The sequence below is a fragment of the Pseudactinotalea sp. HY158 genome (assembly GCF_009660225.1).
Lineage (GTDB): Bacteria > Actinomycetota > Actinomycetes > Actinomycetales > Beutenbergiaceae > HY158.
In genome coordinates, this window is the sequence record NZ_CP045920.1 from 239,338 (window position 1) to 253,499 (window position 14,162).

The window sequence follows — 14,162 nt, forward strand, 5'->3', positions numbered from 1 at the left end:
CGGCGTAGGCGGCAACAGGCAGGGCCCCGATGGATCGCCGCCGGGGCCCTGCCCGCTGTGTGACGGTGGGTCGGGGCGTCGAATGGCGCTGCGGATCAGCCCTCGGTGCGCACCGAGTACGTCTCGCCCTCGACGCTCACCCGTGCGCCGGAGCGGACCTGCGCTCCCCGGCGGACCTCCACCGCGCCGTTGACGAGCACGTGACCGGACTCGACGAGATGGCGGGCGTGCGCGCCGTCCTGGGCGGCGCCGGCGAGCTTGAGGAGTTGCCCCAGGCGGATGGACTCATCGCGGATCGTGATCTCGGGCATGGGCTCAGCCTAGGTCGTGGCCGAGCCGGTCGGCCACGTCGGGGCGAGCTCGATCGGGTACGGGTGACGCTCCCATTCCCGCCACCAGCGGTCGGCGTCGTGCGGCAGCTCGCTGGCCGGGGCACTCTCGAGGAGCGTACGTAGGTGCAGCTTGAGCTCGCCGATGCGGAGCAGGTCGTCGTCCAGTTCCTCCGGGTCGAGGACCACCTCGTCGTCGTCCTCGGGTGGGGCGAACAGTCGATCCTCGAGCGCCCACAGCTGGCGCCGCAACTCGATCACGTCGTGCGTCGTGCTCTGTCGATGCGCACCGGCCCCGGTCATGACGTCCCGGGCGCGCAGGTACCCGTAGTCGGTCGCAATGCGGATGAGGCCCGGATCGACGGTGAGCATGTCGTGCACCTCGATGAGCGGGGCGATGACGGTCGCGCCGCGGGCGCGGGCGGCGTCGACCTGCAGCCGCTGGAGCTCATCGGGCAGGATCCCGCTGGCGGTGCGCATGATGATCGAGAGGATGTCCCGCTCCGCATAGGACTCCTCGGGTGCGGGCCCCGGCGGGCTGGAGACGATCGCGATCACCTCGTCCGCGCCCATCTCGTAGGCGATCGCGACCGGCAGGTTCTCACGCATGCCGCCGTCGACGTAGTGCTCCCGGCCGAGCTTGATCGGAGGGAAGATCCCCGGGATCGCGCAGGAGGCCGTCAGGGCGTCGACGATGTCGACCGGGCCGAGGCCGGCGAGCGGCCGGTCGTCGCGGTCGTGCAACTCCCCTCGGCCCGTGATGTAGTGCAGCTCGCCGCTCTCCAGGCTCACCGCGGTGATCCGCAGCTTGACCCGGGAGGCCGCGAGCCGGACCGGGTCGAACACCTGCGGCTCGAGCAACGCCTCGACGATCGGTCCGGGCCGGAAGGCCGAGCGCTCCCGGCCCACCCCGCGGATGATCATCTCCAGGTCGGATGTGGCCCGGGCGCCCTCCCACAGCGCCGTGAGCGTCTCGACCGGGGAGATCGTGTGGTTCTTCACGGCCACCTCGGCCGCGGGCGTACCGGCCGTGCGGGCGGTGCCGGCAGTGGCGGCGATGTCGTTGTCGGTGGGGCCGCGGCCGAAAGCGTGGCTCAGGGCGGAGGAAAGCGTCTGGGTCAGGCTCGCCCGTCCAGGCCTGGCCTGCCGCAGCGCGATCACCCGCATCCACGTGGGCAGGTGGGCACGCAGCCGGGCGTACCAGGCCAGTTCCGTGAAGATGTCGGAGGAGGAGGTCATCCCCGACCAGATCCGGTCGACCTCCGCCAGCGCCCGGCGCTGCCCTTCGTGGGTGCCATGCTGGGCCAGGGCCGCCGCGAGGATCGAGCCGGCCGAGGTGCCCGAGACGACGTCCGGGGTGATGCCCTCGACGTCGTAGAGGTAGCGCAGGGCCCCGAGCTGGAAGCTGGCGCGCGCGCCGCCGCCCGAGAGCGCGAGACCGAGGACGCGCCGGTGGTCGTGGCGGTGCCGCAGGTTCGATCGGGCTCCCTCGACCGCTCCCGCTGAGGCGGTCCGGACGGTCGACAGCCAGCGCGGGACCTTCATGGTGTGAGGATAGGCGCTCCGGGGCCCGGTCGCCCAGGGGATGGCCGCTGCGCCGGCGGGCGCGCCAACTCAGTCCGCGGCCGGGCGGGCCTCGTAGTGCCGCCGGAGGGTCGGCGCGCCGGCGAGGGCGAGGAGCGCGCCGAGGACCGCCGCGGCCACGACCACGAGGTAGCCCGAGTGGGCACCGACCCGGTCGACGATCAGCCCGGACATCGAACTCCCCGCCGCGACCCCCACGCCGATCGCGGTCGAGACCCACGTGAGGCCCTCGGTCAACCGTGCCCGCGGAACGAGCTCCTGCACGAGCGAATTGCCCGCGATGATCGTGGGGGCGATCGCCAGCCCCGTCACGAGCATGACCGCGAACACCGCCACGAGGTGATGGGTCACGATGAGCAGTCCGCTGCCGAGCGCGAGCGCGCCGAGGCTGATCACGAAGCGCTTCCACACCGGGGTCACGAAGGCGTGCGTGCCGTAGAGCAGTCCCGCGACGAGCGAGCCCGTCGCCAGCGCCCCCAAGACCACCCCGGCCCACGACTTCTTCCCCAGTTCCTCGGTGTAGCCCACGGTGGCGACGTCCGCCGCACCGAAGACCACCCCGAGGAAGACGAACACGACGCTCACGAGCAGGATCGGCGCCGACCGGATGACGCTCCGGCCCGCAGACCCCGGAGCCGCCATGCCCCGCGTGTCTGCCGTGTCCGCAGTGTCCGCAGTGCCTGCCGTGTCTGCCGTGTCCGCCGGGTCCGCGTCTGCTTTGCCCGATCCGCCCGATCCGCCCGATTCGCCGCCGCCGGCCGGTGGCTCGGTGCCGCGCTGGGCGAGGAACCAGTAGCTGCCGATCCCGGCGGCGACGATCCCGGTGACCAGCCCGAACACGGGCGAGACCTCGGTCGCGAGGAACGTGGCCACGACCGGCCCGAGCGCGAACGTCAACTCGTCGAACACGGACTCGAGCGAGTACGCGGTGTGCAGTTCCCGCGGATCCGACACGAGTGCGTTCCAGCGTGCCCGCACGAGCGCGGGCACCGAGCCCACGGCCGCCCCGGCGAGGGCGGCCGTCACGAAGAGCCACGCCGCGGGCGCGCGGATCGCCGCGAGGTAGGTCAGCGCCGTGAGGCCGAGGAGCGCGAGCGTGATCGCCGGCCGCATGACGCGCGCCTGACCGTGCCGGTCCACGAGGACCGCGAGCCGCGGGGCGCACAGCGCCTGGGCGATCGTGTACACGGCGGCCACCCCGCCGGCCACCGCGTAGCGATCGTAGGCGGAGGAGATGAGCAGCACGATCGCGATCGTGACCATCGAGATCGGCAGCCGCGCCAGCACCCCGGCCGCCGAGAAGCCCGCGGCGCCCGGATGGCGCAGAATGGTCCGGTACGGTCGAAGCACGGTGTCACTCCCGACGTCATGATGGATCAGGCCGGCGGCGGGAACCCCATCTCATCGGCGGCGACCCGACCCGGAACGAGGAGGAGCGGTGCGCATCGCAGATCTTATCGCCAGTGCGTTCAAGCTGCGCGCCGTGCGCGGCGCGGGCCGGCTCGCGTGGCAGGGCCACACGTGGATACCGGCCCGGGCGGCCGACCGCGTCGAGGCCTCCCGCCACTTCGCCCAGCTCTACGCCGACCACGGCTATCACGGCGACGCCGCCCGCATCTACGGGCTCGCCGCGGCCCGGGCCGGGGACTCGGCGAGCCGAACCCAGCTCGAGGCCGGCCGCGTGCTCGCCGAACTCGACGCCGGCCTCGTGCCGGCCGATCTCCCGGCGGTGCAGCGGCGCGTGCTCGGGGCGGCCGACGCGGCGCTCGCGGGCGGTGACGTCGACGTGACGGCCCGCCGCCTCACCAGCGCCCTCGCCATCGCCTTCCACCCCACCCGGCACCTGCTCACCGAGCCCTCCCCGCTGCTCGTGGACACCGAGGCGTTCCTGCGTCCCCTGCACGACAGCGTCGCACTCACCACCCTCACCTCGGACGCACCCGGCCCCGCCACGGAGCGCGCCGGCGCGCGGGAACGACCCGAGCCGACCGCGCGGCTGCTCGTGCTCGTCGCGGACCAGCCCTCGATGGTCCGGCCCATGGTGGAGCGCCATCGCGCGGCCGGGCGGGAGGTGCGCCTCATCGACCTGGGCGCGATCGAGGAGGCCGACCTCACCCTCGCGGCGCTCGTGGCGGCCCGGCTCGACCACAGCCTCACCGGCGCCCGCATCCCGGTCCCCGCGGCCCTGGCGGACTCCCTCGCCTGGGCCGACACGATCTTCGTGGAGTGGGGGCACCGCGCCCTCGTGTGGGCCAGCCTGCTCGACACCCGCCTGCCCATCGTCACCCGCGTGCGCAAATACGAGGCGATGACCCCGATGCCGCTGCTCACCGCCTGGCAGCACGTGGGCCGCTCGGTGTTCGTGGCCACCCCGATCCGCGACCTCGTGGCCGCCACCGCCCCCGGCTTCGGCTCGGACGTGCACGTCGTGCCGGACGCCGTGGACCTGCCCCGCTGGGACCGCGGCAAGCGCGCCGAGGCGGATCGAACGATCGCACTCGTCGGCTGGAACAAGGTGAGCAAGGATCCGGCGTGGGCGCTCGAGGTGCTCCGGCTCCTGCGCGAGGAGGACCCGACCTGGCGGCTGCTGCTCGTCGGCGAGACCGTCCCCGCCGATTCCGGGGCGGACCCGTACTACGAGGCGCTGACCCGGCGCATCCTGGGCTTCAAGGACGCCGTCGAGGTCACCGGCTTCACCGACGACCTCGCCGCCACCCTCACCCGGGTCGGGGTCATCCTCTCCTCGAGCCGGGTCGAGGGCCAGCACGACTCCCTCATCCAGGGCGTCGCCTCGGGCGCGCTGCCCGTCGTGCGCGACTGGCCGGACCTGGCCGCCTGGGGCGGGGCCGCGGCCGTCTACCCGGCCGAATGGGTCGTCGGGACGCCGCAGCTCGCCGCCGAACGAATCCTCACCGCCGCGCCCACCCCCGCTCGGAGCGAGGCGACCCGCCTCGCCCGGGAATGGGTGCGGCGCGAGTACGACCCGGCCGCCCTCACGGCGACGTTCGACGGCGTGGTGCTCGACGGCGACCGGCCCGCGCGACGCACGCGACGTCGTCCACACGCTCGCCGGGCCGCCACCGACCGCACCTGACCGCCGGCCCGGCGCCCCGAGCGGAGCGGCGCGGCCGGTTTACCCGAGGCGGGCGGCGTCAGGAGAGGGAGTCGCTCACGAGCGAGCGGGCGGCCTCCTGCACCTGGGTCAGGTGATCGGCGGAGGTGAAGGACTCGGCGTAGATCTTGTACACGTCCTCGGTGCCCGAGGGGCGGGCGGCGAACCAGGCGGCGTCGGTCGTCACCTTGAGCCCGCCGATCGGGGCGTCGTTGCCGGGGGCGCGCACGAGCCGGCCGGTGATCGGGTCCCCCGCCAGCGAGGTCGCCGCCACGTCCTCGGGGCTGAGCCGGCCGAGGGCCGCCTTCTCCTCCCGGGTGGCCGCGGCGTCGATCCGGGCGTACCAGCTCTCGCCGTGGGCGGCGGTGAGCTCGGCGTGCCGGCGCGACGGCGTCTGGCCGGTGACCGCGGTGATCTCGGCCGCGAGCAGGGCGAGCAGGATGCCGTCCTTGTCGGTGGTCCACACGGTGCCGTCCGTGCGCAGGAACGAGGCGCCGGCCGACTCCTCCCCGCCGAAGCCGATCTCGCCGGTGAGGAGCCCCGGCACGAACCACTTGAAGCCGACGGGCACCTCGACGAGGCGGCGCCCCAGGGCGGCCGCGACCCGGTCGATGAGCGCCGAGGACACGAGGGTCTTGCCCACGGCGGAGCCCTCGCCCCAGCCGGGGCGGTGGGTGAACAGGTAGTCGATCGCCACCGCGAGGTAGTGGTTCGGGTTCATCAGACCGTCGGCGGTCACGATGCCGTGCCGGTCCGCATCCGCGTCGTTGCCGGTGGCGATGTCGTAGGGTGCGGCGGCCTCGGGCCCGGCGGAGTGCATCGCCTGCACGAGCGAGGCCATCGCGTACGGGCTCGAGCAGTCCATCCGGATCTTGCCGTCCCAGTCGAGGGTCATGAACGACCATGTGGGGTCGACCCGCTCGTTCACCACGGTCAGGTCGAGCCGGTGCCGGTCGGCGATCTCGGCCCAGTACGCCACGGACGCCCCGCCGAGCGGGTCGGCACCGATCCGCACCCCCGCCTCGCGGATCGCGGCCAGGTCGAGCACCTGGCCCAGGTCGTCGACGTAGGTGAGCAGGAAGTCGTGCTTGTGCGCCTCGGCCCGGGGGTCGGCGTGCCGGGGGATACTCGCGACGCCGGCGCGCAGCAGCTCGTTCGCGCGGTCGGCGATCCAGCTCGTGGCGTCCGAACCGGCGGGGCCGCCGTCGGGCGGGTTGTACTTGAATCCGCCGTCGCGGGGCGGGTTGTGCGAGGGGGTGACCACGATGCCGTCCGCCCGCCCCGGCCCCTGCGTGCGCACCCCGGCGCCGCTGCCGGCGCCGTTGTGACGCAGGATCGAGTGGGAGAGGGCCGGGGTGGGGGTGTAGCCGTCGCGGGCGTCGATGAACACCTCGACCCCGGCGGCCACGAGCACCTCGAGCGCGGTCGTGGTCGCCGGCCCGGAGAGCGCGTGCGTGTCGCGGCCCAGGTAGAGGGGGCCGTCGATGCCCTGGGTGCGCCGGTACTCCACGATCGCGGCGGTGGTGGCGAGGATGTGCGCCTCGTTGAAGGCCCCGTCGAGGGAGGAGCCGCGGTGCCCGGACGTGCCGAAACTGACCCGCTGGCCCGGATCGTCCAGGTCCGGGGCGCGGTCGTAATAGGCGCCGATCACGGCGTCTGCATCGATCAGGTCCTCGGGACGCGCGGGGCTTCCGGCTCGCTCATGCATGCCCCCGATCCTGCCACCTGTGGCGCGGTCGTGGGGCGGATCCGGTCGCCGACCGCCTGCATTACAGTGCAACCATGGCAAAACGGAGCAAGAAGAGCGCCCCCAACGAGAAGGTCGCCGCGCGGCGGGCCGCCCGCAAGGCCGCGGTCGCCGCGCCGTCCCGTCCGTTCGAGGGCCTGCCCGGGGAGGTCGACTGGGTCGCGCTGCGCGAGGTCGTGCCCGCGGCGAGCGCCCGCGTGCGCACGACGGCCGCCTATGGCGGCCAGGACGTCACGATCGTCACGCTGTTGCCGATGATCTGGCCGGCGATGAAGCGTGAGGACGGCGAGGTGCTCGTCGCGCTCCAGGTCGTCACCTCCTCACAGGATCCGTCGCGCGACGCGGCCGCGGCGCTCATCGCCGCCCTCGACCTCGACCCCGGCGAGTCGCTCCACCTGCCCGGCCTGCCCGGGCCTGGGCCGCGACTCCAGGACGTGCTCGAGCTCGATCGGCCGTTCGAGGTCACCGTGCACGACGACTTCGGCTACGCCACGACCGAGGCGTCCGACCCCCAGGTCAAGGCCGCCCTCGAGGAGTCCGCCGGATCGATCGTTCCGACCGTCAAGGTCGCGGGCGTGGACGGTGCCTACTGGTGCCGGATGGGTGAGCGCGAGTTCCTGCGCTGGGCGCGCCCCGAGCCGGAGGAGGCCCTGCTCGACGGGCTCGCCCGATTGCACGCACGGCGCGAGTCCGCGGTCTCCGACGCCGCCCGGCTCATCGGCACGTTCCGGTCGAACGGCATCGTCATGCCAGTGTGGGAGCTGGCTCAGGGGACCGAGGCCGACGAGCTCGATCTCGGTGCCTTCGAACCGAGGCTCGCGGACGCCGTCGCGGTGACCGACCCGCTCGATGCCGACGAGCGTCGCGCCCGGGCGGGACTCGTCTCCCGCCAGGTAACGCTCCGGTAAAGAGTGATCTAAATAAAACTCTAGCGGAGGTTTCGGCTCGATCTCGCGGGTTCTGGCGGGTCGGGGCGCTCCGCGCGGCGGCCGGCGGGCCGGAAACGCCGTGGACGGCGCACGGACACGCCGGACGGCGTACTAGGCTTGACGGCGTGAGCACGCAGGACCGGCCCGAATCGCAACCCCTCCGCGTCGTCCGCCGTGGACCCGTGCATGCTCGTGCCGGCCATGCCGCGGACGCCGGCCAGCGCGTGGCCGCGATCATCCCGGCCAAGGACGAACAGGACCGGGTGGCCGCGACCGTTCGTGCCGCCCGGGCGATCCCGCACGTGGACCTCGTGCTCGTCGTCGACGACGGATCGAGCGACGACACCCAGCACCGGGCCCGCGCCGCGGGGGCGGTCGTGGTGCGGCACTCGGTCAACCGCGGCAAGGCCTCCGCGATGGAGACCGGCGCCTCGGTCGTCGCGATGCGCGACAATCCGGGCGCCTCGCCGCGGATGCTGCTCTTCCTCGACGCCGACCTCGGGGAGACGGCCGTCAACGCCGCCCCGCTCGTGCCGCCGGTGCTCTCGGGGAGCGCGGACCTGTCGATCGCGACCCTGCCGCCCCAGCAGGGCGCCGGGGGCCGCGGCATCGTGACCGGATTCGCCCGGAGGTCCATTCACAACGCGACCGGCTGGTCGCCGGATCAGCCGCTCAGCGGTCAGCGCTGCCTCACCCGCGAGGCGTTCGACGCGGCGACCCCGCTCGCGCACGGCTGGGGGGTCGAGACGGGCATGACGATCGACCTGCTCATGCAGGGCTACGGCGTGGTCGAGGTGCCCTGCGACCTGCGGCACCGCCCCTCCGGGAACGACCTCGCTGGCAACCTCCACCGGGCCGCGCAGCTGCGTTCCGTCATGGCGGCCGTGACCGCCCGCAAGTTCCGGCGGTACGAACTCACCGCCTCCCGCGCGCAGCCGAGCTGAGCGCCCCGCGAGCCGAGGCCCGCTCGGCGACCGAGGCCTGCGGAGGGTCCTCGGGGCGGGGGAGTCGGGGCAACCCGGTGCGCGTCCGCGCGAGCCCGGGCGAATTCAGCGCGAGGTGGAGGGACCCGAGGGGCCTGAGTGCTCCGAAGGCTCCGAGTGCTCCGAAGGCTCTGGGTGGACTGGGTGCTCTGAGTCGTCTGGGTGCTCTGAGTGCTCTGAGTCGTCTGGGTGCTCTGGGTGCTCTGAGTTGCCTGAGTGATTCGGGTGGCCCGGTGTGCTCGCTGTCCCCCCGGCGTCCGGCGACTCGAGGGTGAGCATCCACGTCGCGCAGGCCGCGAGCAGCAGCGGCACCGTGATGGCGACCATGTTCGCGGGGATCGCGACGCCGGAGTCGTTCACCGCCATCCCGATCGCGCCGGCGACCCCCGAGGCCACGATCCCCGCGCCGAGCAGCGGGCTGCGCTCGCCCATGCGGCTGATCGGCGTGCCCTGGGAGAGCCAGGCGAAGCGCCCGCCGTGCGGATCGATGATCGCCCCGCGGATCGGCCGGGCGAGCACGAACACGACCGTGAGCACCCCGCAGATTGCGAGCAGAGTGAGGGGCCGATTCCCGAACAGGATCGTCAGGTTCTGATCCAGCTTGCGCCAGATCACCGGGAAGACGTCCCCACTGAGGAGGGTCTCGAAGAACATGCCCAGGTGGGTGCGCTCCGAGGGCGGGCGGAGCCAGTCCATGAAGGAGATCGCGAGCGTGACCACGCCGGCCACGACGAGCACCCCGATCACCCGCCTCCACGTGAGCCGCACGCCGAGGGTGATGAGCGCCATGATCGCGAACGCGGGCAGCAGGGCGGGCGGGCCGCCGAAATCGGCACCCAACGCCGGGGCGCCGTCGATGATCGTGGCCACGAGGCCGACGACGGCGATGACGCCCACGGCCGCCCACCGCCGTCCGCGGCGCGCAAAGGGCTGCGCGAGGGAGATCGTCACGATGAGGATCGAGGCGGTGAACAGCGCGAAGGCCGTGTTGTTCATGCCGTAGAAGCGGCCGGCCACGAGGGCCGGACTGCCCATGATCGCCCCGATCTGGAGGGCCGCACCGAAGTAGATGTCGATCGCCAGTACCCCCGCGGTCACGGCGGCGATCACGGTCGCCGAGCCGAGCACGTGCCTGCGCCACGGGCCCGCGAGCGCGATGACGGCGAGGAGTGCCATCCAGCCGAGGGTCGCGGCGGCGAGGGCCAGCCCGGGTGCGCTCGCGCGCCACCAGGGCAGCAGATCGGCGAGGAACGAGGCCACGGGCAGGGCGCTGATGGAGATCGCGGCGGTCCGCAGCACCCGCAGCACCCAGGTGCGCGGGGGCAGCCAGGCATCCACCGAATCGTCGGCATCAGCTGATCCGACTGAACTGCCTGAGCCGACTGATCCGGCTGAACCGCCTGATCCGGCTGATCCGGCTGATCCGCCTGATCCGGCTGAACCGCCTGATCCGGCTGATTCGACTGAACCGCCTGCATCCTGTGCGCCCTGTGCTCCCTGGGGGCCCTGTGCCCCATGGTGTGCGCCGCCGGCGGGGCCGTGGGAGCGGGAGAAGCGCTTGCGCCACCACTTGGTCATGCGGGCGATGGTCGGCCGTTTGAGCCCGAGGGCGACGACCGCGAACAGGGCCAGGTTGATGACCACCATGACGAGGAAGAAGGTGCTCGTCAGGGGGGAGGCGGCCTGCGCATGCATGTTGCGGTCGATCGCGGCGGCCACGAGCTCGGTGCTCGGCTCGTCGGACGGAAGAAGCGTGGCGGGCGCCCCGGGGAGCTCGGCCGGCAACGTCGAGCGCACCCCGAGGAGTTCGAAGATCGTCGGCTGCAGGTCGGTCGCGAGCACGAAGCCGGGCTGCCGGGTGGAGGCGGAGACGAGCTCTCCCGTGCCCCACCCCGGTCCGGAGATCGCGAGCGTGCGCAGACCCGGAGAGTCGGTGTCGGCGATCCCGGCGAGCAGGATGACCGGATCGGTGCCCGCGGCCGCGATGCCCTCGAGGATGGCCCCGACCCGCCGGTTCAGGGTGCGCACCTGGTCCGCATGGTGCTGGTCCGCGCCGCCGTAGGTGGCCTCGGTGGCCGGGCGGATGCTGCCCGCGTCGATGACGAGCAGGTCCGCCGAACTCGCCGCCCTGGAGACCTGAGCGGTAAGCCCGAACCCGGCTGCGACCCGGTCGAGGTGATTCGTGACCGTGCCATCGGCGTCGGCCAGCGCCACGGCCGCCCCCGGCCCGATCGAGGTGGCGGTGACACCGGCCCGGTCGAGCAGGGTCGAGAACCTTCCGAGCGTCGCGGTGAACTTCTGGTCGGCGACCGCACCGGCGATCTCCGGCCAGTCCGATATCCGTCCGTCGACGGGCTCGGTGAGCCCGCGGCAGCGGGAGCTCACATCGGCCGCCCGGTCACCGGCGTTGAGGGCGAGCCAGCCGTCCAGCGGGCACGTGGTGCGCCGCACCGACCGCACCACGAGGGACCCGACGCCCTCCTCGGCGAGCGACCACAGCGCCGGGGTGGTCTCCGGATCGATGTCCTCCCAGCTCAACCCGGCGGCGCCGATGACCACGACGGGGTCCGGGGTCGGCGCGGCCGCGGCGGGGGCCGGCAACGACGGCACCACCACGGCGACGATGCCCAGAAGGGCCGCGGCCGCGCGCTGGAGCAGGCGTCGGGAGATCATTCCCCACAGCCTAGGGGCCGGATATGGGGGAACCGTGCTCATCCCCGGGCCATTGTGTCGATTCGCCCGCACCGTCCGGCCCGCGCGGGCCGGCCGGCGGTGCCCAGTGCGCGATGGGCAGAACTATCCGTGGACAGTCCTGACCATTCCCGCCGTCTCGAGCTCCCGTTAGGGTATCCAGCAGAGACGTTCGGCGAGATGAGGAAGACAATGGGCGATTTCGCAGTGGTGCCGTCGATATTCGACAGCGCCGTGGACGCCGCGGGTCGGCAGGCCGGATACATGAGCGGCATTCGCTCCTATGTGGCCGAGCACACGAATCTGGGCGATGCCACGGGACTGGCGATGATGTGCCTCTCGGGCCTGTACAACAGCGCGCGGGACAACGCCGTGGCCGGCCTGGCGGACGGTGAGACCGTCGCGCAGGCGATCGAGACCAAGTCCGCGGAGACCCTGCAGGCCTACAAGGACGTGGACGAGGGGCTCGGCACCGGCTTCAACGGCATCGGCCAGGAGATGAGCGACGACTACGAGACGCCCACCATGTCCTACGGGCAGGGGGGCGGGGCGTCGTCGTCGGCCGTGGAGCTCGACCCGTTGGCCGCGCCCGATCCCGGCACCCCGCTGATGGACGCGACGGGAGGCTACGGCCGCGACGTCGCCAGCAGGTGGGCCGAGCGCGAGCTCGGCGATCCGTTCTCCGGCAGCCGACACTCGCAGGCCACCGCCGCCGACAGGACGCTGGCGAGCTGGGCCGATGCATCCGGCGGACACCCGTTGCGGGACCGCTATGAGGCCTGGCTGCTCGGTGACGACCCGAACCGGCTCCCGGCGGCGCCGACCGGTGCCGACCAGCTCCGTGACCGGTGGAGTGAGCGGACCGACTCCTGGCACGCCGGCGGCGAGCGGGCCGTCTACAACTACGCCGGGATCGACGCCCCGCCCGCCACGTCCGATTGGGTGAACAACAACATGACCTCGCGCACGACCCGGGCCGCCGGAGACGTCTACGGCCTCTATAACTCCGCCACCGGCGCCTACGGTGCCGTGCAGGAGGCGAACACCGCCGACGACCGGGCCGATCGCATGAGCGACCTGGCCGACGGCCCGGCCACCGGCCGAGACAACGTGGATTGGGCGAATTGATGAGCATCACCATCACTGATGCCGAGGGGTTCCTCATGCCGCCGCCCGTGCTCGGGACGGACTACGGCACCGAGCTGCGATGGGCGGCGGGCCCGCTCATCGGCGGGGTCGACTGGGTCTGCGAGCAACTGCTCGGATTCTCGCCCCTGATCGAACTGACCAAGGATCTCATCGGCGACTGGGGCCTGTTCGAGTCCTCCGCCATGGCCTGGACCCAGGTCGGCCTCGCGGTGAACACCGTGGGCGAGAACTACAACCGGATGGCCTCGGACCGCTCGTCGTTCTGGACCGGTGACGCGGCCGAGGCCTACAGCTCGCGGCTGCGATCGGTGGCCGAGAACTTCTCGAGCTACGAGGAGGGCTGCGCGGCGATGGTCGAGACGAGCAACGCCCTGCGGGACCTGCTCACGACGTCCGTGGAACTGCTCTACGGCATCCTCGGATGGCTCGGCGACTGGGCCACCCGGATCGCGATCGAGGCCGCGGTGCCCGTGTTCGGGTGGATCGCCGGCGCGATCGACGGGGCGATCAACACGGTGGTCGCGCTCGACAAGTTCCGCAAGGGCATCGACGCCATCACCAAGGTCGTCAACTTCATCGAGCGGTTCTCGCACGTGATCGAGATCCTCACCAAGGTGGCCGCCGCCATCAAGACCGCGGCCACGGTCGCCACGGCCGCCCACAACATCCGCGCGGCCAACACCGCCCGTGGTGCCACCGCCAACGCCTTCGGAGTCGCCTGATGGACCCCCTGGACCGACGCCGCATCGACGACCTGCTCGCCGACATGCGTGCCGCCACGAGTCAATTGCGCGAATCCGCGGCCGAGATCCAGCGCGACCGTGAGGAGATGGCCCGCAAGAACGCGGGCAAGGACGCCGAGTACGCCCAGAAGGCCCGCGACGGGGAGTTCGGTGCCGACTGGCGCACCCTGCAGCAACGCATCGACGCCGGGATGACCACCCTGGCCGACGTGCTCTCCGGGACCGACGAGACCCCGCTCGCGGCCCGCATCCGCGACGAGGGCGCGCAGCGGCTCGCCGCCGTGACCATGGGGCTGCGGGAGCAGGACCAGCGCACCCAAGGGTCCCGGTTCGAGGGGGTCAACGAGAGCTTCGCCGGCCTCGACGCCGCCTACGAGCGGATCCTGCGACCCCACGGACAGAACGGAGCCCAGCGATGAACATCGAGGCGATCGCGGTCTCGACCGACCACCTCGCGGGGGTGGAGGCGGATGTCGACCTGTGCTTCCGCAACGTCACCGACATCCTCGAGGTGATGGAGGCCGACCTCACCCACCTCGAGCAGGACTGGACCGGGCAGGCCTCGCTCAACTACCAGCAGCGCATGCTGGAGTGGCGCCGGGGCCTCGCCGACATGGCCGGGACCCTCAACACGATCGCCCTGACGATCGCCACCGGCAACTCCGACTACACCACCACCGAGAACACCATCGTCAACGGCTGGTGAGAGGCGTACGGACGGCGCCTCCCGCCGTCCGTACGCCGTTCCGGCCGCGTAGCCCGATCGGCGGGGCGAGGTGACGGGGCGGCAGGCGGTGCGCGGGACGCCCGCGCGCCCGCGCTACAGTGCAGACAAGTAGTCGGAGTGCCGAGAGTGCTGAGAGTATTCGGAGCGCTTGGAGTACGTGGGACCGCG

General features: G+C 72.5%; 12 protein-coding genes. 7 read left to right on the top strand and 5 right to left on the bottom strand.

Annotated elements, in window-relative coordinates; all coding sequences use genetic code 11:
• Nucleotides 1–95 precede the first annotated feature (95 nt).
• The 3 genes from GCE65_RS01070 to GCE65_RS01080 all read right to left on the bottom strand — a co-directional run bounded on the left by GCE65_RS01070 (nt 96) and on the right by GCE65_RS01080 (nt 3,263).
• On the bottom strand, nt 96–311 hold the full coding sequence (locus GCE65_RS01070) for an RNA-binding S4 domain-containing protein (protein WP_152817852.1): 216 nt from the start codon (nt 309–311) through the stop codon (nt 96–98).
• A 9-nt stretch (nt 312–320) separates the two neighbouring features.
• A complete protein-coding gene (locus tag GCE65_RS01075; protein WP_152817851.1) occupies nt 321–1,874 on the bottom strand; it encodes a patatin-like phospholipase family protein in 1,554 nt (517 codons plus the stop codon).
• Nucleotides 1,875–1,943: 69 nt separating this feature from the next.
• Complete coding sequence (locus GCE65_RS01080; RefSeq protein ID WP_228760046.1) at nt 1,944–3,263, bottom strand: MFS transporter; 1,320 nt, start codon at nt 3,261–3,263, stop codon at nt 1,944–1,946.
• A gap of 88 nt (nt 3,264–3,351) precedes the next feature.
• Here GCE65_RS01080 and GCE65_RS01085 point away from each other — a divergent pair, with 88 nt between their 5' ends.
• On the top strand, nt 3,352–5,007 hold the full coding sequence (locus tag GCE65_RS01085) for a glycosyltransferase (RefSeq protein WP_153877075.1): 1,656 nt from the start codon (nt 3,352–3,354) through the stop codon (nt 5,005–5,007).
• 58 nt (nt 5,008–5,065) lie between these two features.
• On the opposite strand, the gene pgm is transcribed toward GCE65_RS01085, so the two are convergent.
• Nucleotides 5,066–6,733, bottom strand: coding sequence for a phosphoglucomutase (alpha-D-glucose-1,6-bisphosphate-dependent) (pgm, locus tag GCE65_RS01090; RefSeq protein ID WP_152817849.1), 1,668 nt, complete (start codon nt 6,731–6,733; stop codon nt 5,066–5,068).
• A 74-nt stretch (nt 6,734–6,807) separates the two neighbouring features.
• Here pgm and GCE65_RS01095 point away from each other — a divergent pair, with 74 nt between their 5' ends.
• Nucleotides 6,808–7,680: a DUF5926 family protein gene (locus tag GCE65_RS01095; protein WP_228760047.1), complete on the top strand. Its 873-nt coding sequence runs from the start codon at nt 6,808–6,810 to the stop codon at nt 7,678–7,680.
• A gap of 146 nt (nt 7,681–7,826) precedes the next feature.
• Nucleotides 7,827–8,645, top strand: coding sequence for a glycosyltransferase (locus GCE65_RS01100; protein WP_370460163.1), 819 nt, complete (start codon nt 7,827–7,829; stop codon nt 8,643–8,645).
• 105 nt (nt 8,646–8,750) lie between these two features.
• Here GCE65_RS01100 and GCE65_RS01105 read toward each other — a convergent pair whose 3' ends face one another.
• Nucleotides 8,751–11,357 (bottom strand): hypothetical protein, encoded by a 2,607-nt coding sequence (locus GCE65_RS01105; protein WP_153877076.1) that lies wholly within the window; start codon nt 11,355–11,357, stop codon nt 8,751–8,753.
• A 210-nt stretch (nt 11,358–11,567) separates the two neighbouring features.
• On the opposite strand from GCE65_RS01105, the gene GCE65_RS01110 reads away from it, so the two are divergent.
• The 4 genes from GCE65_RS01110 to GCE65_RS01125 are packed head-to-tail and all read left to right on the top strand — an operon-like array spanning nt 11,568 to nt 13,973.
• Entirely contained in the window at nt 11,568–12,503 is a 936-nt protein-coding gene (locus GCE65_RS01110; protein WP_152817846.1) for a hypothetical protein, read from the top strand.
• On the top strand, nt 12,503–13,246 hold the full coding sequence (locus tag GCE65_RS01115; RefSeq protein ID WP_153877077.1) for a hypothetical protein: 744 nt from the start codon (nt 12,503–12,505) through the stop codon (nt 13,244–13,246). The genes GCE65_RS01110 and GCE65_RS01115 overlap by 1 nt, the downstream gene beginning before the upstream one ends.
• Complete coding sequence (locus GCE65_RS01120; protein WP_152817844.1) at nt 13,246–13,686, top strand: hypothetical protein; 441 nt, start codon at nt 13,246–13,248, stop codon at nt 13,684–13,686. The genes GCE65_RS01115 and GCE65_RS01120 overlap by 1 nt, the downstream gene beginning before the upstream one ends.
• Nucleotides 13,683–13,973, top strand: coding sequence for a WXG100 family type VII secretion target (locus GCE65_RS01125; RefSeq protein ID WP_152817843.1), 291 nt, complete (start codon nt 13,683–13,685; stop codon nt 13,971–13,973). Before GCE65_RS01120 ends, GCE65_RS01125 begins: the two co-directional genes overlap by 4 nt.
• Nucleotides 13,974–14,162 lie beyond the last annotated feature (189 nt).